At 68.2% G+C, this 14,199-nt stretch carries 19 protein-coding genes; 8 read left to right on the top strand and 11 right to left on the bottom strand.

Features of this window, described 5'->3' with window-relative positions; genetic code table 11:
* The 4 genes from VFA08_10995 to VFA08_10980 all read left to right on the top strand — a co-directional run.
* A partial coding sequence (locus VFA08_10995; protein ID HYZ14109.1) for a menaquinol-cytochrome c reductase cytochrome b subunit occupies positions 1-572 on the top strand: 572 nt, incomplete at its 5' end.
* Positions 569-1,306: a Rieske 2Fe-2S domain-containing protein gene (locus tag VFA08_10990; GenBank protein HYZ14108.1), complete on the top strand. Its 738-nt coding sequence runs from the start codon at positions 569-571 to the stop codon at positions 1,304-1,306. The genes VFA08_10995 and VFA08_10990, both read left to right, overlap by 4 nt.
* Before the next feature lie 10 nt (positions 1,307-1,316).
* Positions 1,317-2,069 (top strand): cytochrome c, encoded by a 753-nt coding sequence (locus VFA08_10985; GenBank protein ID HYZ14107.1) that lies wholly within the window; start codon positions 1,317-1,319, stop codon positions 2,067-2,069.
* Entirely contained in the window at positions 2,069-2,815 is a 747-nt protein-coding gene (locus tag VFA08_10980; protein HYZ14106.1) for a hypothetical protein, read from the top strand. The genes VFA08_10985 and VFA08_10980 overlap by 1 nt, the downstream gene beginning before the upstream one ends.
* A gap of 141 nt (positions 2,816-2,956) precedes the next feature.
* Here the strand turns inward: VFA08_10980 and VFA08_10975 are convergent, their stop codons facing one another.
* Positions 2,957-3,628, bottom strand: a complete 672-nt coding sequence (locus tag VFA08_10975) for a redox-sensing transcriptional repressor Rex (protein HYZ14105.1) — start codon at positions 3,626-3,628, stop codon at positions 2,957-2,959.
* A 55-nt stretch (positions 3,629-3,683) separates the two neighbouring features.
* Positions 3,684-3,920 (bottom strand): glutaredoxin family protein, encoded by a 237-nt coding sequence (locus tag VFA08_10970; protein ID HYZ14104.1) that lies wholly within the window; start codon positions 3,918-3,920, stop codon positions 3,684-3,686.
* Between the two features lie 69 nt (positions 3,921-3,989).
* Here VFA08_10970 and VFA08_10965 point away from each other — a divergent pair, with 69 nt between their 5' ends.
* Both VFA08_10965 and VFA08_10960 read left to right on the top strand, forming a co-directional pair.
* A complete protein-coding gene (locus VFA08_10965; GenBank protein ID HYZ14103.1) occupies positions 3,990-4,556 on the top strand; it encodes a sigma-70 family RNA polymerase sigma factor in 567 nt (188 codons plus the stop codon).
* Positions 4,557-5,297, top strand: coding sequence for an anti-sigma factor (locus VFA08_10960; protein ID HYZ14102.1), 741 nt, complete (start codon positions 4,557-4,559; stop codon positions 5,295-5,297).
* Here VFA08_10960 and VFA08_10955 read toward each other — a convergent pair.
* Positions 5,287-6,003 (bottom strand): hypothetical protein, encoded by a 717-nt coding sequence (locus VFA08_10955; protein HYZ14101.1) that lies wholly within the window; start codon positions 6,001-6,003, stop codon positions 5,287-5,289. The genes VFA08_10960 and VFA08_10955 overlap by 11 nt on opposite strands.
* A gap of 106 nt (positions 6,004-6,109) precedes the next feature.
* Here VFA08_10955 and VFA08_10950 point away from each other — a divergent pair, with 106 nt between their 5' ends.
* A complete protein-coding gene (locus VFA08_10950) occupies positions 6,110-6,262 on the top strand; it encodes a hypothetical protein (protein ID HYZ14100.1) in 153 nt (50 codons plus the stop codon).
* Between the two features lie 12 nt (positions 6,263-6,274).
* On the opposite strand, the gene VFA08_10945 is transcribed toward VFA08_10950, so the two are convergent.
* The 4 genes from VFA08_10945 to VFA08_10930 form a co-directional block, all read right to left on the bottom strand.
* The gene (locus VFA08_10945) at positions 6,275-7,081 is read right to left on the bottom strand and encodes an alpha/beta fold hydrolase (protein ID HYZ14099.1); all 807 of its coding nucleotides are present in this window, start codon (positions 7,079-7,081) and stop codon (positions 6,275-6,277) included.
* Between the two features lie 14 nt (positions 7,082-7,095).
* Complete coding sequence (locus tag VFA08_10940) at positions 7,096-7,197, bottom strand: AURKAIP1/COX24 domain-containing protein (GenBank protein ID HYZ14098.1); 102 nt, start codon at positions 7,195-7,197, stop codon at positions 7,096-7,098.
* A 40-nt stretch (positions 7,198-7,237) separates the two neighbouring features.
* A complete protein-coding gene (locus tag VFA08_10935) occupies positions 7,238-8,128 on the bottom strand; it encodes a Clp1/GlmU family protein (protein ID HYZ14097.1) in 891 nt (296 codons plus the stop codon).
* 263 nt (positions 8,129-8,391) lie between these two features.
* The gene (locus VFA08_10930) at positions 8,392-9,219 is read right to left on the bottom strand and encodes a phosphatase (protein ID HYZ14096.1); all 828 of its coding nucleotides are present in this window, start codon (positions 9,217-9,219) and stop codon (positions 8,392-8,394) included.
* Positions 9,220-9,261: 42 nt separating this feature from the next.
* On the opposite strand from VFA08_10930, the gene VFA08_10925 reads away from it, so the two are divergent.
* Positions 9,262-10,035, top strand: a complete 774-nt coding sequence (locus VFA08_10925; protein HYZ14095.1) for an SDR family NAD(P)-dependent oxidoreductase — start codon at positions 9,262-9,264, stop codon at positions 10,033-10,035.
* Positions 10,036-10,045: 10 nt separating this feature from the next.
* Here the strand turns inward: VFA08_10925 and VFA08_10920 are convergent, their stop codons facing one another.
* The 4 genes from VFA08_10920 to VFA08_10905 are packed head-to-tail and all read right to left on the bottom strand — an operon-like array spanning position 10,046 to position 14,197.
* Positions 10,046-11,194: an acetoin utilization protein AcuC gene (locus VFA08_10920; GenBank protein HYZ14094.1), complete on the bottom strand. Its 1,149-nt coding sequence runs from the start codon at positions 11,192-11,194 to the stop codon at positions 10,046-10,048.
* Positions 11,191-12,507 carry an aminotransferase class III-fold pyridoxal phosphate-dependent enzyme gene (locus tag VFA08_10915; GenBank protein HYZ14093.1) on the bottom strand — a complete coding sequence of 439 codons (1,317 nt, stop codon included), beginning with the start codon at positions 12,505-12,507 and terminating at the stop codon, positions 11,191-11,193. Before VFA08_10915 ends, VFA08_10920 begins: the two co-directional genes overlap by 4 nt.
* Positions 12,504-13,286, bottom strand: coding sequence for a CoA-transferase (locus VFA08_10910; protein ID HYZ14092.1), 783 nt, complete (start codon positions 13,284-13,286; stop codon positions 12,504-12,506). The genes VFA08_10915 and VFA08_10910 overlap by 4 nt, the downstream gene beginning before the upstream one ends.
* Positions 13,283-14,197: a CoA-transferase gene (locus VFA08_10905; GenBank protein ID HYZ14091.1), complete on the bottom strand. Its 915-nt coding sequence runs from the start codon at positions 14,195-14,197 to the stop codon at positions 13,283-13,285. The genes VFA08_10910 and VFA08_10905 overlap by 4 nt, the downstream gene beginning before the upstream one ends.
* Between the last annotated feature and the right edge of the window lie 2 nt (positions 14,198-14,199).

Genomic DNA, 14,199 nt, shown 5'->3' with positions numbered 1-14,199 from the left:
GGACCACGACGCTGGCGCCGACGCGTCAGGCACCTGCCCCTACCGGCAACGTGCCCGAGCCAAAGAAGGGCGCCGAGGAGAAGCACCGCCTGCTGGCGCTCGTCCCGCCGGAGGGCATCCAGCGCGTCGAACGCGAGCAGGGGGACCGCATCAACGTGTGGCCGCACCTCCTGATCGAGGAGTTCATCGCGTTGCTGTTGGTGACGGTCACCCTGGTCATCTTCTCGACGTTCGTGAACGCTCCGCTTCGCGAGCTGGCCAATCCGAACCTCACGCCGAACCCGTCCAAGGCGCCGTGGTACTTCCTCGGCCTGCAGGAGCTGCTGCGCTACTTCCACCCGATGGTGGCAGGTGTGCTGTTCGCGCCGACCCTGGTGCTGCTGGCGCTCGCGGTGGTGCCGTACGTCGACCGCAACCCGAGCACCAAGCCGGGCGACCGCAAGATCGCGATCACCATGTTCACGATGCTGATGATGTTCGGCGCGACGCTGACCATCATCGGCTCGTTCTTCCGCGGGACCGGCTACAACTGGGTGTGGCCGTGGGCGCAGGGGGTGTTCTTCGACCTGTGACGGCCGTCCTCGCGATCTCGAGTGGGACGATCGCGGCGATCGTCGTCATCGCCATCATCGACCTGTTCGCGGTGGTCTTCGGACTCTCGTTCCTGCGAGCGCGTCGTGATCAGCGGGAGCGTGAGGCGGCAGCGACCGCAGCCGCACTGGGGCGACCGGTTCCCAAGGGGCCGAAACCACTCAGCAGGCGCGAGTTCTTCCGGCGTTCACTCGTCGCATCGCTCCTGATCTACGGAGCGCAGTTCGGCGGCGCCAGCCTCGCGTTCCTGTGGCCGAACCTTCGCGGCGGGTTCGGCTCGGTGATCAACGCCGGCAAGCTCGAGGACATCAGCTCGTTCATCCGTGAGAACCGCGAGCCGTTCTACTCGGGGACCGGGCGGTTCTACGTCGTCGCCTACGACGGGCGCCCGACCGACGACGTCGACTACGCGGCGGAGCAACTCACGGCGCAAGGGATCATGCCGCTGTACCAGCGGTGTGTGCACCTTGGCTGTCGTGTCCCCTTCTGTCGTCAGTCCCAGTGGTTCGAGTGCCCCTGCCACGGCTCGAAGTACAACACCGCCGGCGAGTACAAGCTCGGTCCCGCGCCGCGCGGGCTCGATCGGTTCCGCGTCGAGGTGACCTCGACAGGGGACGTCCTGGTCGACACCGCGGAGGTCATCATCGGTCCGCCGCGCGGCACCGACACGCTTCGCCGGCCGCAGGCCGGGCCGTTCTGTGTGGCGACGGCATGAGTTGCCTGGAGTGCTGGCGACGCTCGCGCTGACACAGGCCCAGGGGATCGTGATCGCCCTTGGCGGCGCGGTCTTCCTCGCAGTCGCGGGCGCCGTGCTCCTCGCACGGTCCCGTCGCCCCCGTGACGGCGTGGAGATCCCACGCACCATGCGACCCGGGCCGTCGGACCCGGACCTCGAGACGCCACTGCTGCAGAAGCTCCAGGGCTGGGGGGTCTTGCTCGTCGTGTTCCTCGTCGTGTGGGTCCCCGCGACGTGGCTCTTCGAGCCGGACGCGAACCTCAACCAGGAGGAGGCGCTCACCGAGCATGCGATCGAGCGCGGTCGCCACGCCGTCGAGCTGTTCACCGAGGAGAACCAGGGCGGTGTGGGGTGTGTGCAATGCCACGGCCCCACGCTCCAAGGCGGCATCGTGGCGAACCCGGCAACGGTTGACGACCCATACGACGTTCGCGCCACCCCGAACCTCACGACGGTGTGCGGTGGGCCGTGGCACGGCCATCCGGCCATCCACGGTCTGGACGACATCTACACGACGATCGAGCAGGGGCGCGGCCCGATCATGCCGTCGTGGAGCATCCGGTTCGCCGGCGCCTTGAACGATCAGCAGATCAACGACATCGTCACCTACATCATCAGCATCCAGGACGAGTCGGTCGCGAACGACGAGAACGTCTGCACCAATCCTGAGGCCCAGACACGCGCCGACGAGGAGTTTCCCGACAAGCCGCCCGCGACCGACAACCCGGACTCGCAGCTCTGATGCTCGCTCAGTCCTGCGTCGGCTTCGAGATCTCCTGCGAGACCCTGCTAAAGGGCGGGCTCGCCACGGTGATGGGCTTCATCCTGTTCGTCGGAAGCCCGCTGCTGCTCCTCGGTGCCGTATTCGGACGGTGGATGGGCTACCTCGTGCTCGCCGTCTCGTTCTTCGGATGGATGCTGATCCTTTCCGTCATCTGGCTCACGGGCTTCTTCATCTCGCAGGGTCTCGACACTCCGGTGAACCTCGGGCCACGTGGTGCCGAACCCGCATGGGTCGTGGACGCAGCGGGGACGGACCCCAGGGTCCCCTCCGAGGTGTTCGAGACGTATCCGACGGGCGAGCGGTGGCGGGCGCCCAGCAGCAACGACAACGACACGTCCTCGGTGCAGGCGGTCACGTCGGCGGCCCAGGCGTACCTGGCCGAACAGGCGAACGAACACCTCGGTCTGGGGGAGTTCGAGCCGGGCGCGTTGGCCACGACCGACTTCACGGTCGAGAACATCAGGTTCGCCACGCAGGACGACGTGTCGCTCGCCGCCGCCGAGGGCTACTTCACGGGTGGCGGACCGCTGGTGAAGCTCTACATGCGACACGACTCCGGCAGTGTCGACCGCTACTCGTGGATGTTCCTGATCGGATCGGCGGTCGGGCTCGCCGTGCACATCCCGTTCCTGGACGCAGCGGAACGGAAGCGAAAGGAGATCCTCACCGGCGGCACGGCGCCCCCGTGGTACGGACCGGCATAGGCATAGAAGGAGTAGACGATGCTCGCTCAGGAAGGCGCACCGCTGATCGACCAGGGCGCCGTTCAGTTCATCCTGTTCGGCATCATGGTGCTGGTCACGTTCATCGTCCTGTGGATCACCATCGCGAAGTAACGCAGTAGCTCAGCCGAGCGCCGCGCGCCCGCGCCGTTTCACGTCGAGGAGCGCCGCCTTGCGTTGCTCGTAGTACGTGAGGATCTGCAGTTCTACGGCGAGATCCACCTTCCGCACCGAAACGCCTTCCGGCACGGCGAGCGCGATCGGAGCGAAGTTCAGGATCGACCGGATCCCCACGCGGACCATCAGGTCGGCGACCTGCTGGGCGGCCGGCGCGGGCGTCGAGATCACCCCGATCAGTCCCTCGTTGCTCGCGGCGATGTCAGGCAGGTCCTCCACGGCGCGGATCCGAAGGCCGGCCACCTCCTCTCCGACCTTCGCCGGATCGTTGTCGAGCAGTGCGGCCGCGCGGAACCCTCGCTCGGCAAAGCCCCGATAGTTCGCCAGCGCGTGGCCGAGGTTCCCGATCCCGACGATGACGACCGGCCAGTGTTGGGTGAGTCCGAGCTCGCGCCGGATCTGGTGGATCAGGTACGCGACGTCGTAACCAACCCCCCGGGTGCCATAAGACCCGAGATGGGAAAGATCCTTTCGGACTTTGGCCGAGTTGACGCCGGTAGCTTCGGCCAGCGCTTCGGACGACACGGTGGGCACGCTGTTCTCGGCCATCTCGACGAGCGCGCGGAGGTAGATCGGGAGCCGGCCGACCGTGGCCTCGGGGATCGGCCGATCGTCCACGGCCGAAAATGATAGTGCATTCGTGAATCCGCAGGCCGACGGCCGAGATAGAGCTCTAGGAGGCGATCGCGGCGTCGAGCTCACGCGCGTCGATGCGGATCTCGAACAGCTCTTCCCCGTCGATCAGGACGACGGGGATTCGGATCCCGTACTCGAGCTCGAGCGCGTCGTCGCCCGTGATGTCCACTTCGTCGAAATCGAACGACGCGCGGGCGCGCGCCGCGAGGATGACGTCGCGAGCCTCGTCGCACAGGCCGCACCCCGGCCGCGAATACATCACGACGTGTCGCACGCGAAGGCATCGTAGCCTCGCTGGGTCGAGCGCGAGGGTCCGCTGATCTCGGTGTGATAGGAACGCCCGATGCGGGACGATGCCGTTCGCGACGTCGAGCTTCACCGGCGCGTGGCCACAGGCGACCGCGAGGCGTTCCACGAGCTGTACCGGAGGTACGGCAGCGCGGCCTACGGCCTCGCGCTCCGGATCACCGCTCAGCCGATGCTCGCCGAAGAGGTCACGCAGGACGCATTCCTCGCCCTGTGGAGGACACCTGAGGCGTTCGACCCCACCCGCGGTGCGTTCCGCTCGTTCTTCCTGTCCCTCGTCCACCACCGGGCCGTGGACGCGGTCCGGCGGGAGGAGCGCCTGAGGAGGAGGGCCGAACGCGCCTCGAACCTCGAGCCCGTTCGTGGCGAAGATGTTGCGGACGTGGTCGTCGAAGACGCGTACATGGGCGTTCGGCGCAAAGAGGTTTTGGAGGCGCTGGCGATCCTCTCCCCAGAACAGCGGCAGGTGATCGAGCTGGCATACTTCGGCGGCCTCACGCAGACCCGGATCGCCGAGAGGCTCGGGATCCCCGTCGGGACCGTGAAGACGAGAACGCTCGCGGCGATGCGGAAGCTGCGGCGCTCTCTCGAGCCGGAGGACTGAGTGCGCGAGGACCACGAGCGGATCGAGGAGCTCCTCGCCGGCTACGCGTTGCGTTCGCTCTCGGGCGAGGATGAGGCCGAGGCCGATCGCCTCCTCGCCGGCCACGTCCCGGCCTGCCTCACCTGCCGGCGCGTGCTCGCGGAGTTCGAGGCCGTCGCGGGCGACCTGGCCGTCTCCGCCGACCCGATCGCTCCTCCCGACACGACATTTCCTCGCATCCAGCGAGCGATGCGGCGGCGCGATGACCGCTCCGGCACACGTCCGACCGCGTTCGTGGGATTCGCGGCTACCGCCGTCGCGGTCCTCGGTCTCGGTGCCCTCTCGTTCACGATGATGAACCGCGCCCAGGTCGCCGAGGAGCGAACCCAGATCGCGTTCGAGCTCGCCTCGCTCATGACCTCACCCGGCGTGGATCCGGAGCCGGTCGAGCCGCAGGCGGGTACACCGCCCAACAGCGACTTCGTCCAGGTCTCCGTCCCGGACCTCCGTCGCATGTTCGTGTTGGCGGAGTTGTGCCCGGATCCCGCGCCCGGATACGCGTATCAGCTGTGGTTGGGCAGCGGGGGCGAGTTCAAACCGTACGGGCCGATGTTCGTGCCGTACGACGACGGCTCCGTCCTGATCCAGCTCATCGTTGATGTCTCCGTCTACGACGAGCTCTGGATCACCGAAGAGGTGGCGGGCTCTCGGCCCCAGACGCCTCGAACCGACGGTCCGGCGTGGCGCGGATCTATCGCCTGACGGCCTGTGCGCCAGCTGGCGAACGCTCCCGCGGCGACGACCTCCGCGACGCCCTGAGGAACCCCCAGAACATCACCGAGACTCCGCCGAGCAACGCGAGCGAGAACGGGACGAGTAGACCGATCGCAGCGAACGCCGATCCGAAGGCCGCGATCAACGTTGCGCCGACCGCTATCAGGATCGTCCCGACGAACCGATCACGCAGCTCCGGCGCCCGGCGCATCCGCCACGCCGACCACAGGGCGCCGGCGACGAGCACGAAGTACGAGGGATACGCGACGAGCTGCGGGAGCCGGTGGGCGGGCGTCCCGTCCCCGAAGATCTCCTTGCCCGACGGCAGGTCCTCCGCGAGTGCGGCGTCGTGGACGCCGGCCGTTCGAACGCGGGCGATCGTGTACGCCGTGACGAACACGAGGACGACGTACAGGATCGAGCGGATCGCACGATTACGGACGAGCAGGTCGATCTCGCCCTGGGCGAGGAACGGGACGTTGAGGACGGCGCCGACCGCCCAGTAGACCCGGAACTCCCCCGACGTCCAGCCGTCGAGCGCCCCGAGCGCGACGACCGCGGAGGCCACCGAATACATGCCCAGCGCCGCGGCCCAGAACGCGAGGTACGAGCGGCGAGACCTGAGGAACCTGCGGGCCAGCAGCGCTGTGAACGCGAGCGCAACCGCAGCCGCGACAGCGGGGAACAGCCACATCGCGCGCGCAGCATAGGTGGTTCACCGGACGTGAGGCCGACCGGCTGCGCGTCCTGTGGTCGGGCCCGGTCCGGCTCGTCGCATCTGCCGCTGCTAGCCTCCGCCGGTGCGCCGCGGCACGTTCATCGCGATCGTCGTGCTGTTCGTGCTCCTCGGCGCAGCCGCGATCTACCAGTTGGTGCTGGCGAGCGACGACCGCGACCGATTCCCCGGACCGCAGCCGGGTACGCCGGTTCCGACGACCACGACGACGCCCTGACGCTCGATCGGCTCACGGTCCGGCGTACAGCTCGAGATACAACTCGATGAGGCGCCGCACCTCCTCGCCCCGTGGACCGGTGAGCAGATCGGTGCCATGATCGTCGACCGGTACGATCTCGACGCGTTTCGGTGGGGGCGACTGCGCGTGCAGCGTTTGAGCGTCACGCGCGGCGGGTGCGTCGCCGAGGCCGGCGATGAACAGCTTCGCGGCCGTAACGTTCGTGAGCACGGCGGGATCGACCACGAGGCCCTCGATCGACGTCGGCGCCGAGAGCGCGATGACCGAGCGAACGTCGATGTCGGCGCGAGACGCCGCGATGAGCGACGCAGTCCCGCCCATGCTCGCGCCGACGAGCGAAACGCGCGTCGCTCCGCGATCTCGGACGAAGTCGATCGCCCCGAGAACGTCTTGCCACATCGCCGGCACGTCGCGCTCGCCGGCGGAGCAGCCGCCTTGCCCGCCCGGGCAGTACCCGCGGAAGTCGTACGTCAGTACGAGGTACCCGGCGTCCGAGAGGCGCGAGGCGAACGCGAACCACGATGTCTGGTCGGCGGGGCGCATGTGCGACAGCACGACCGCCGACGTCCCATCGCCGAACAGCCGGCCCTCGAGCTCGATCCCGTCGCTCGACATGAACGAGACGGCCCGGGAGCCCGAGATGTCGACGGGTCGCTCGCCGCCCGAGCATCCAACGACGACGACCGCGACGACGGCGATGGCCATCCGACGGACGAGACGGCTCGACGAGACGTGACCGCCGATGCGCGTCGCCTGGGATGCGGGGATTGCCCGGCCGGCGGTGTGCGGACCCCGCACGAACGTTCTTCGAGCTAGCGGCCCTGTTGCCGCCGCTGCCAGCGGGTCTTCTTGAGCAGCTTCTTGTGCTTCTTCTTCCGCATCTTCTTGCGGCGCTTCTTGATCAACGACGGCACGCGCGTTCCTCTCTGTCTTATACCTGTCTCATTGGGGGGGTTACTCCGACCCGAACAGGCTCCGCAGGTCGACTCGCTTGGCGCGGAGGTTCTCGTCGAGCCGGACGGAGCCCAGTCTAAGCGCCTTCGGCCCGGCCGCCACCGGCGAGATCAATCGCAGGACTCCCTCGTCCTCGGTGTACTCGAGGTAGCCGAGACCTGTGTACGCGCCCGCACCGTTCGACAGCCCGACGAGCATCCGGTGCAACTTCGGTACGTCGAACAGCGGAGGGAGCGCCGGCATGAACACCGTCGGCTTGACACGGAACCGATGCAGCTCGCCCGAGAAGTAGGCCCGCATCGCGCGCTCACGGTTGTCCGCGCGACGGTCGACCGTCGTCGGAACGACGTCCGGATGCACGCCGAGGGGAACGACCTGCGTGGGAAAGAACCGCTGGATCACGCCGAGGAGCGGCAAGAGCTCTTCGCCCCGCTGCAATCCGATGACGAGGTCCGGCTCGAGCAGCTCGACCTTGTGATACTTGAGGACCTGCCCGGTGATGCCCGACACGAGCCCCGACGTGTCGACGACAATCAGATCGGCGCCCTCGTCCTTCGCGCGGCGATGGAGCCTGGCGACCCCCGCGACGACGGGGAGCAGGTGGCCCTGTGCCGACGTCGACCCGACGAACGACATCTCGTCGGCCACCGCGAGGCTTCCGGGTTCGAGGTCCGCCGCCGAGCGAACCATCTTCAGTGTGACCGTTGCGGGCGGGCCCACGGTCTTCTGACCCACGTCGGCGTCGAGCATCGCGGCCGGCCGGCCCGCCTCGACTGCCGCCGTGAGCACGTTGCGCGACAGCGAAGTCTTGCCGGTGTCGAGCCCTCCGACGAGAACGACGGTGTGCTTGGTGCGCACCGCGTCGTCGACGAGCGCTTCGTACTCGTTCACGTCCGCCTCCGGGTTGTCGGTCCCGGAGGCCCGTTCGCACGCGTGCCTGCCGTGTGCCTACGCCGTCAGCTCCCAACTCGGGTCAGGGGTTCGCACAACGCTCGCTTCGCTCGCTGTGCTGCCCCCCGGCCGGTGCGGGCTGGCATGAGGTTGTCTTGTGGTCCATCGGTCCGGTCATGACGTTCACGCGTTCGAGCCGCGCCTCTGGGTCGGATCGCTTCAAGGTTCGGACATCCTACTGAGCGGGCCGCCGCGCCCGAGTGTCAGGGCAGACCGGAGACGATTGCTTGGAAGCAGGGCCAGTACGACTCGGGGCTGACGTTGTCGTCCATGACGATCACCGGCCCGCATCGTCCCTGCGCCCGCGCCACGACGAGCGCCGGATCGTTCACGTCGGCGATGGCGAGGGTGTCCACGCCCCGTTCGATCGCCGCGCCGGCGAGGCCATGGTCCGCGAAGACCAGGTCCGGCATCTCGGCGTCGAGGATGCGGTTCATCGCGTCGGGCGAGTGCGTGTGCCGCGCGCTCGCCTGATCGGTGAGCACGGCGACCCCGTCGAGGTAGCGGATCTGCCACGGATGGTCGCGGTCGGGGTCGTGCCATAGACGGCCGTCGGCGGGACGGAGCACGTCCACACCGCGGGAGCGCATCTCGCCGCCGATCGCCATGTAGAGGTGCGCGAGGCCGACCGGATGCCCAGTCGCCAGCACCATCCGCTCGCGGCGTTCGGCGGCGAGCGCGAGGCGGTCGCCGACCTCCTCGCAGGCGGCGAGAACGCGTACCGGATCAACGGGAACGGGACCGCTGCGAACGCCCTTTTCCGGTTCGAACCCCGCCGCGGTCGCCACGAGCTCGAGCACCTCGGACTCCGAGAACGTCCCCAGGCCCGACATGCCGAACTGCTTGTCGGGGTCGCCGGCGATCAAGAGATGGATGTTGCCGAGCACATTGTCGAGCGGATGACTGATCTCCTCGCCCGCGATGCGGCCGTCGAGCAACCCGGCGACGAGCTCGTCATGGTCGACGTCGCGCGTCGTCCAGCGGTCGTCGATCCGCGGCAGACGCGCGGCGTGTCGTTCGATGACGTCCATCTCACATCCATGGTACGGAAGTGAACGTACGCTTCCGGGGCGATGGAGCTTCGCGACGCCGTAGTCGTCATCACCGGAGCGTCGTCGGGGTACGGCGTGCTCGCGGCGACACGGTTCGCTCGCGCCGGCGCTCGGGTGACGGTCGCCGCACGGCGCGAGGACCGTCTTGTCGAGCTCGCGGAGCGACTCGAGCGAGCGGGGGCCACCGTTATCGCAGTCCGGTGCGACGTCACCGAGCGAACCGATATCGATTCGTTGCGTGATCGCGTCCTGGACGCCTTCGGCCGGTGCGACGTGCTCGTGAACAACGCCGGGATCGCCGGCACGGGGCGGTTCGACCACCAGGATGCGGAGTTCCTCGAACGGCTCATCCGGACGAACGTCCTCGGCGTCGTGCTGACGACGAAAACGTTCCTGCCCACGATGCTGGAACAAGGACGGGGGCACGTGGTGAACGTCGCCTCGATCGCGGGCCGGATCGCAACGCCGGGCCTGGCCGTATACGGCGCGACCAAGCACGCGGTCGTCGCCTTCAGCGAGGCGCTCCATTACGAGCTCGCGCCGAGCGGGGTCCTGGTCACGACGGTGAACCCCTGGCTTTCGAAGACCGAGGGATTCCCGCAACGTCAGACGCCGCGATGGTTGCTCGTCGATGCCGACCGTGTGGCGCGTGTGATCGTCGACGTCGTCCGGAAGGACATTGCGCCGGAGATCTCCGTTCCCAGGTGGCCGTCGGCGCTGCAGGCGTTCCGCGTGCTGACGCCGCCGCTGTATCGGTGGGGCGTGGGCGTGGCCGTTCGGCGGTTCCGTCGATGAAGCGGGGTTACTACGGCGCGAGCCCGAACGCGGGGAACGCCAGGCGTCGGACGCGCTCGATCGCCCGCTCCGTCTCCGGATCCAGGCGATCGCCTTCGATCGTGGGGTCGGTGAACGTCACCGGGATCTCGCGGCCGACCTCGCGCTCCACCGTCTCGATCCAGGACTCGGGCAGGGCGTCCTGGAGCGTGGCGCCACACATCTCGGCGAAGTAGATCGTCCAGGCGCGAGGAACGACGTCGGCCCACAGGTAGCCGCCGCCGCCGGTCGCGAGCCACCGTCCTCCCGTCACCTCGTGCGCCAGCGCGTGCAGCTCGGCGGCGGTATCGCGGTACGCACGCGTCGTCAACCGCAAGTGCGCGAGCGGGTCGCCGGCGTGCGTATCGCAGCCGAGCTGGGTCACGAGCATCGACGGCTCGAACGCGTGCACGATTGGAGGCACGATGACCCGGAACGCAGAGAGCCACGCCTCGTTCGTTGCGCCGGGTGGAAGCGGGACGTTCACCTTCGTCCCGACGGCATCGCCGGCTCCTCGCTCGTCCTCGAAGCCGGTGCCGGGGAACAAGTACGCGCCGGACTCGTGCAGCGAGATGGTGAGGACGCGAGGATCGTCGTAGAAGATCGCCTGCGGGCCGTCGCCGTGATGCACGTCGACGTCGACGTAGGCAACGCGTTCAACGCCTTCGCGCAGGAGCCACGCGATGGCAACGGCGGGATCGTCGTACACGCAGAACCCGGAGGCTCGCGAGGCCATCGCGTGGTGGAGGCCGCCTGCCGCGTTGAACGCGTGAGCGACGGTGCCGTCGAAGGTCGCGCTCGCCGCGACGATGGACGCACCCGCGACGAGCGCACCGGCCTCGTGCATCTGCGGGAAGATCGGGTTGTCGCCCGGCCCGTAGCCGAACTGTTGCCAGTCGCCGTCCTCGTCGTGCCCCGCTCGGCGCGTCGCGTCGACGAACTCGGCGGTGTGAACGAGTTCGAGCTCCGCGTCGTCCGCCGAGCGACACCCGAGGCTCACGACGTCGGGGCGCGCGAGCAGGCCGCACGCCTCGATGAGCCTCCACGTGTAGAGCACTCGCTGCGGTCGGAGGGGATGAGCCGGACCGTGGTCGTAGATCCGGGCTTCGGGACAGACGACGAGGCCCGCTCGGCCGCTCACCCCGACGTGGCGACGGCGGCGATTGCGTCGGCGGTGTGCTCGACGATGCGGCCGCTCTCCTCGTCGGTGATCGTGAACGGAGGTCCGAGCATCAGCAGATCGCCGTCACCGTCGACGTGTCCAACGCTCGAGTAGAGCAGCAGCCCGCGTTCCCTCGCCGCGACGAGGACGCGTTCGGTCGTCTGGCGTGAGCGCGGGTACGGCGCCCTGGACGAGCGATCCGCGACGAGCTCGATCCCGATCATCAGGCCGACGCCCCGAACGTCTCCCACGGTCGCCTCGTCGTCGAGCGCCGAGGTGAGCTCCTTGAGCAGCCGTTCGCCCTGACGCGCGCTCGCCTCGATCAGCCCGTCGTCCCGGAGTCGGCGGAGCGTTGCGTGCGCCACGGCCGCGCCGGTTCCGTTGTGGGACCAGGTGAACCCGTGGATGAAGCCGTTCCGGCGAACGACCTCGAACACGTCTCCGGTGCACGCGGCGAAGCCGAACGGCCAGTACCCGCTCGTCGAGCCCTTGCCGGCGACGACGATGTCCGGCCGAACGTCCCAGTGGTCGACCCCGAACCATCGGCCGGTCCGACCGAATCCGGTCATCACCTCGTCGGCGATGACCAGGACGCCGTGCCGGCGGCACACCTCGACGACGGCGGGCCAATAGTCGTCCGTGGGAACGGCGGCGGCGAGCGTCGCGCCCGCCACGGGTTCCGCGATGAACGCGGCGACGTTGGACGTCCCGATCTCGTTGATCGTCCGATCGAGTTGCTCGGCGTGCCACGAGCCGCACCCGGTCGGGTGGTCGGGATTCGCGCAGCGGTACTCATACACGGGATCGACATGCCGGAACCGCCCCAGCCACGGCGCGTACGGCGCGCGGAGGATCTGCTTGCCGCCGACGTCGAGCGTTCCGATCGTGTTGCCGTGGTACGAGGAACGCCGACCGATCACCGCTTTCCGCTCGTCCTCGCCGCGTGCCAGGTGGTACGAACGTGCGAGCTTGAGCGCCGTCTCGACCGCCTCGCTTCCGCCGCTGACCGGGTAGATACGCGCGTCGTCGAGCGGCAACACCGACGCGACGTCGTCGGCGTAGTCCTCGAGAGCGTCGGTCGTGAACGCCGTCCCGTGGACGTACTGGGTTCGCGATGCTTGCTCGGTCATGGCGTCGACGAGCGAGGCGTCACCGTGTCCGACGCTCACGACGATGGCACCGCCCGCCGCGTCGAGGTAGCGGCGTCCGTCGGCATCCTCGATCCACACGCCTTCGGCGCGCACCGCACGCGGCAGATCGCGCGTCAGCACGCGCGGGAACACGTGGCTCACGACGTGTACACGCCTTCGGGATCGAGCTCTGTGCGGATGAGACGCAGCTCCTCGTCCGTCGGCTGAGGCGTCTCTCCGATCGACTCCGAGACGCGGGGCTTCCAGCCGGTGTTCTCCTCCACCTCGTCGAGGGTCACGCCCGGATGAACGGTGAGCAGCGTCATCTCACCGGTCTGCTCGTCGAACCCGTAGGTGCCGAGGTCGGTCACGACGGTCGTCGGACCGCTGCCGAACCAGCCTCGCGCGCGATCGTTCGCCGGGTCACCGGAGTGACCGGGTGACGTTCGGAAGTCGAGGCGTTCGACGAACGAGCGGCGGGCCTGCCGCATGATGACCAGGATCTTCCTGGCGTGGATGGCGATCTCGCAGGCGCCGCCCGAGCCGGGCAATCGGACCTTCGGGTTGCCGTACTCGCCGATCACGGTGGTGTTGAGGTTCCCGAACCGATCGATCTGAGCGCCGCCCAGGAACGCCGCGTCGATCAGCCCGGCCTGCAGATAGAACGCGAACAGCTCGAACATGGAGGTCACCGCGGTGGAGCCCGACACGAGCGTCGGATCACCGATCGACAGCGGCAACCGGGCCGGCCTGGCGCCGAACACGCCAGCCTCGTAGACGAGCTGAAGCTCGGGGGCGACCGTTCGCTGCGCGAGGTTGCAGACGATGTTCGGCAGGCCGACGCCGACGAAACAGTTCCGTTCGCCGGCCAGCGCTCGAGCGCTGGCGACGATCATCATCTCGTTCTTCGTGTGGCCGTTCGATAGCGAAGCAGTGCTCACGAGTAGTCTCCGTAGTCCACCTCACCGGACATCGCGGTTCCCGGCTTGAGGGAATCCCGTCGGTCGCCCAGCTTCTCGACGTACTCGGCGTGCGTCTCGAGGCCGTACACCCACTCCTTCAGCCAGCCGTCGAGCGACTCCGGATCCTTGGAGATCCTCTCCCATTCCAGGTAGAAGGCGTTGTCTCGGTCGTAGTAGCCCTGGGCGTAGCTCGGGTGGCAGGCGAGCGGCTGCTCGACGACGGCGTCCACCACGATGCCGGGGATGATCGTTCGATTCGGATCCCGACGGACGACGGCGTCGTCGACGACCTCCTCGCACACGACGATCACGCGCTCGGCGGCGAACGCGGCCTCCTTCTGACAGCCGAGAAGTCCCCAGATCTGGGTGTCGCCGGCCGCCGTGGCGCGCTGCGCGTGCACGATCGTCACGTCTGGCTTCAACGGCGGCACGACGTACACCTCGGTTCCGTCGTCGAAGGGCGATCGCATCGGCTTGATGTTGGGAGTAACTCGCGGGATGTCGCTCTCGTAATACGAGCGGATCGGGAAGAACGGAAGGTTCGACGCGCCGGCGACGTATCGGCACACCATGCCGAAGTGCGAGTATTCCTCGATCTCGAGCGGCTCCGGGTCGGCTTGCTCGATCCGGCGGCGGACGGCGTGGAGCGAGCCGACACCCGGGTTCCCCAGCCACGAGAAGATGAGCTTGCGCGCGACGCCCGCGCCGATCATCTGATCGTAGATCACATCGGGCGTCATCCTCGCGAGCGTCAGGTCGCGTTTCCGCTGGCGGATGATCTCGTGCCCGGCCGCGAAACAGATGAGGTGAGTGAATCCCTCGATCGCGACGGTGTCGCCGTCGCGGACGATTTCCGCGACGGCGTCACGCATCGTCGCGACCTTGCTCATGC

The organism is Actinomycetota bacterium (assembly GCA_035640355.1).
Taxonomy (GTDB): Bacteria; Actinomycetota; UBA4738; order UBA4738; family HRBIN12; genus CALGFI01.
This window is presented reverse-complemented; position numbering and strand designations above follow the sequence as displayed.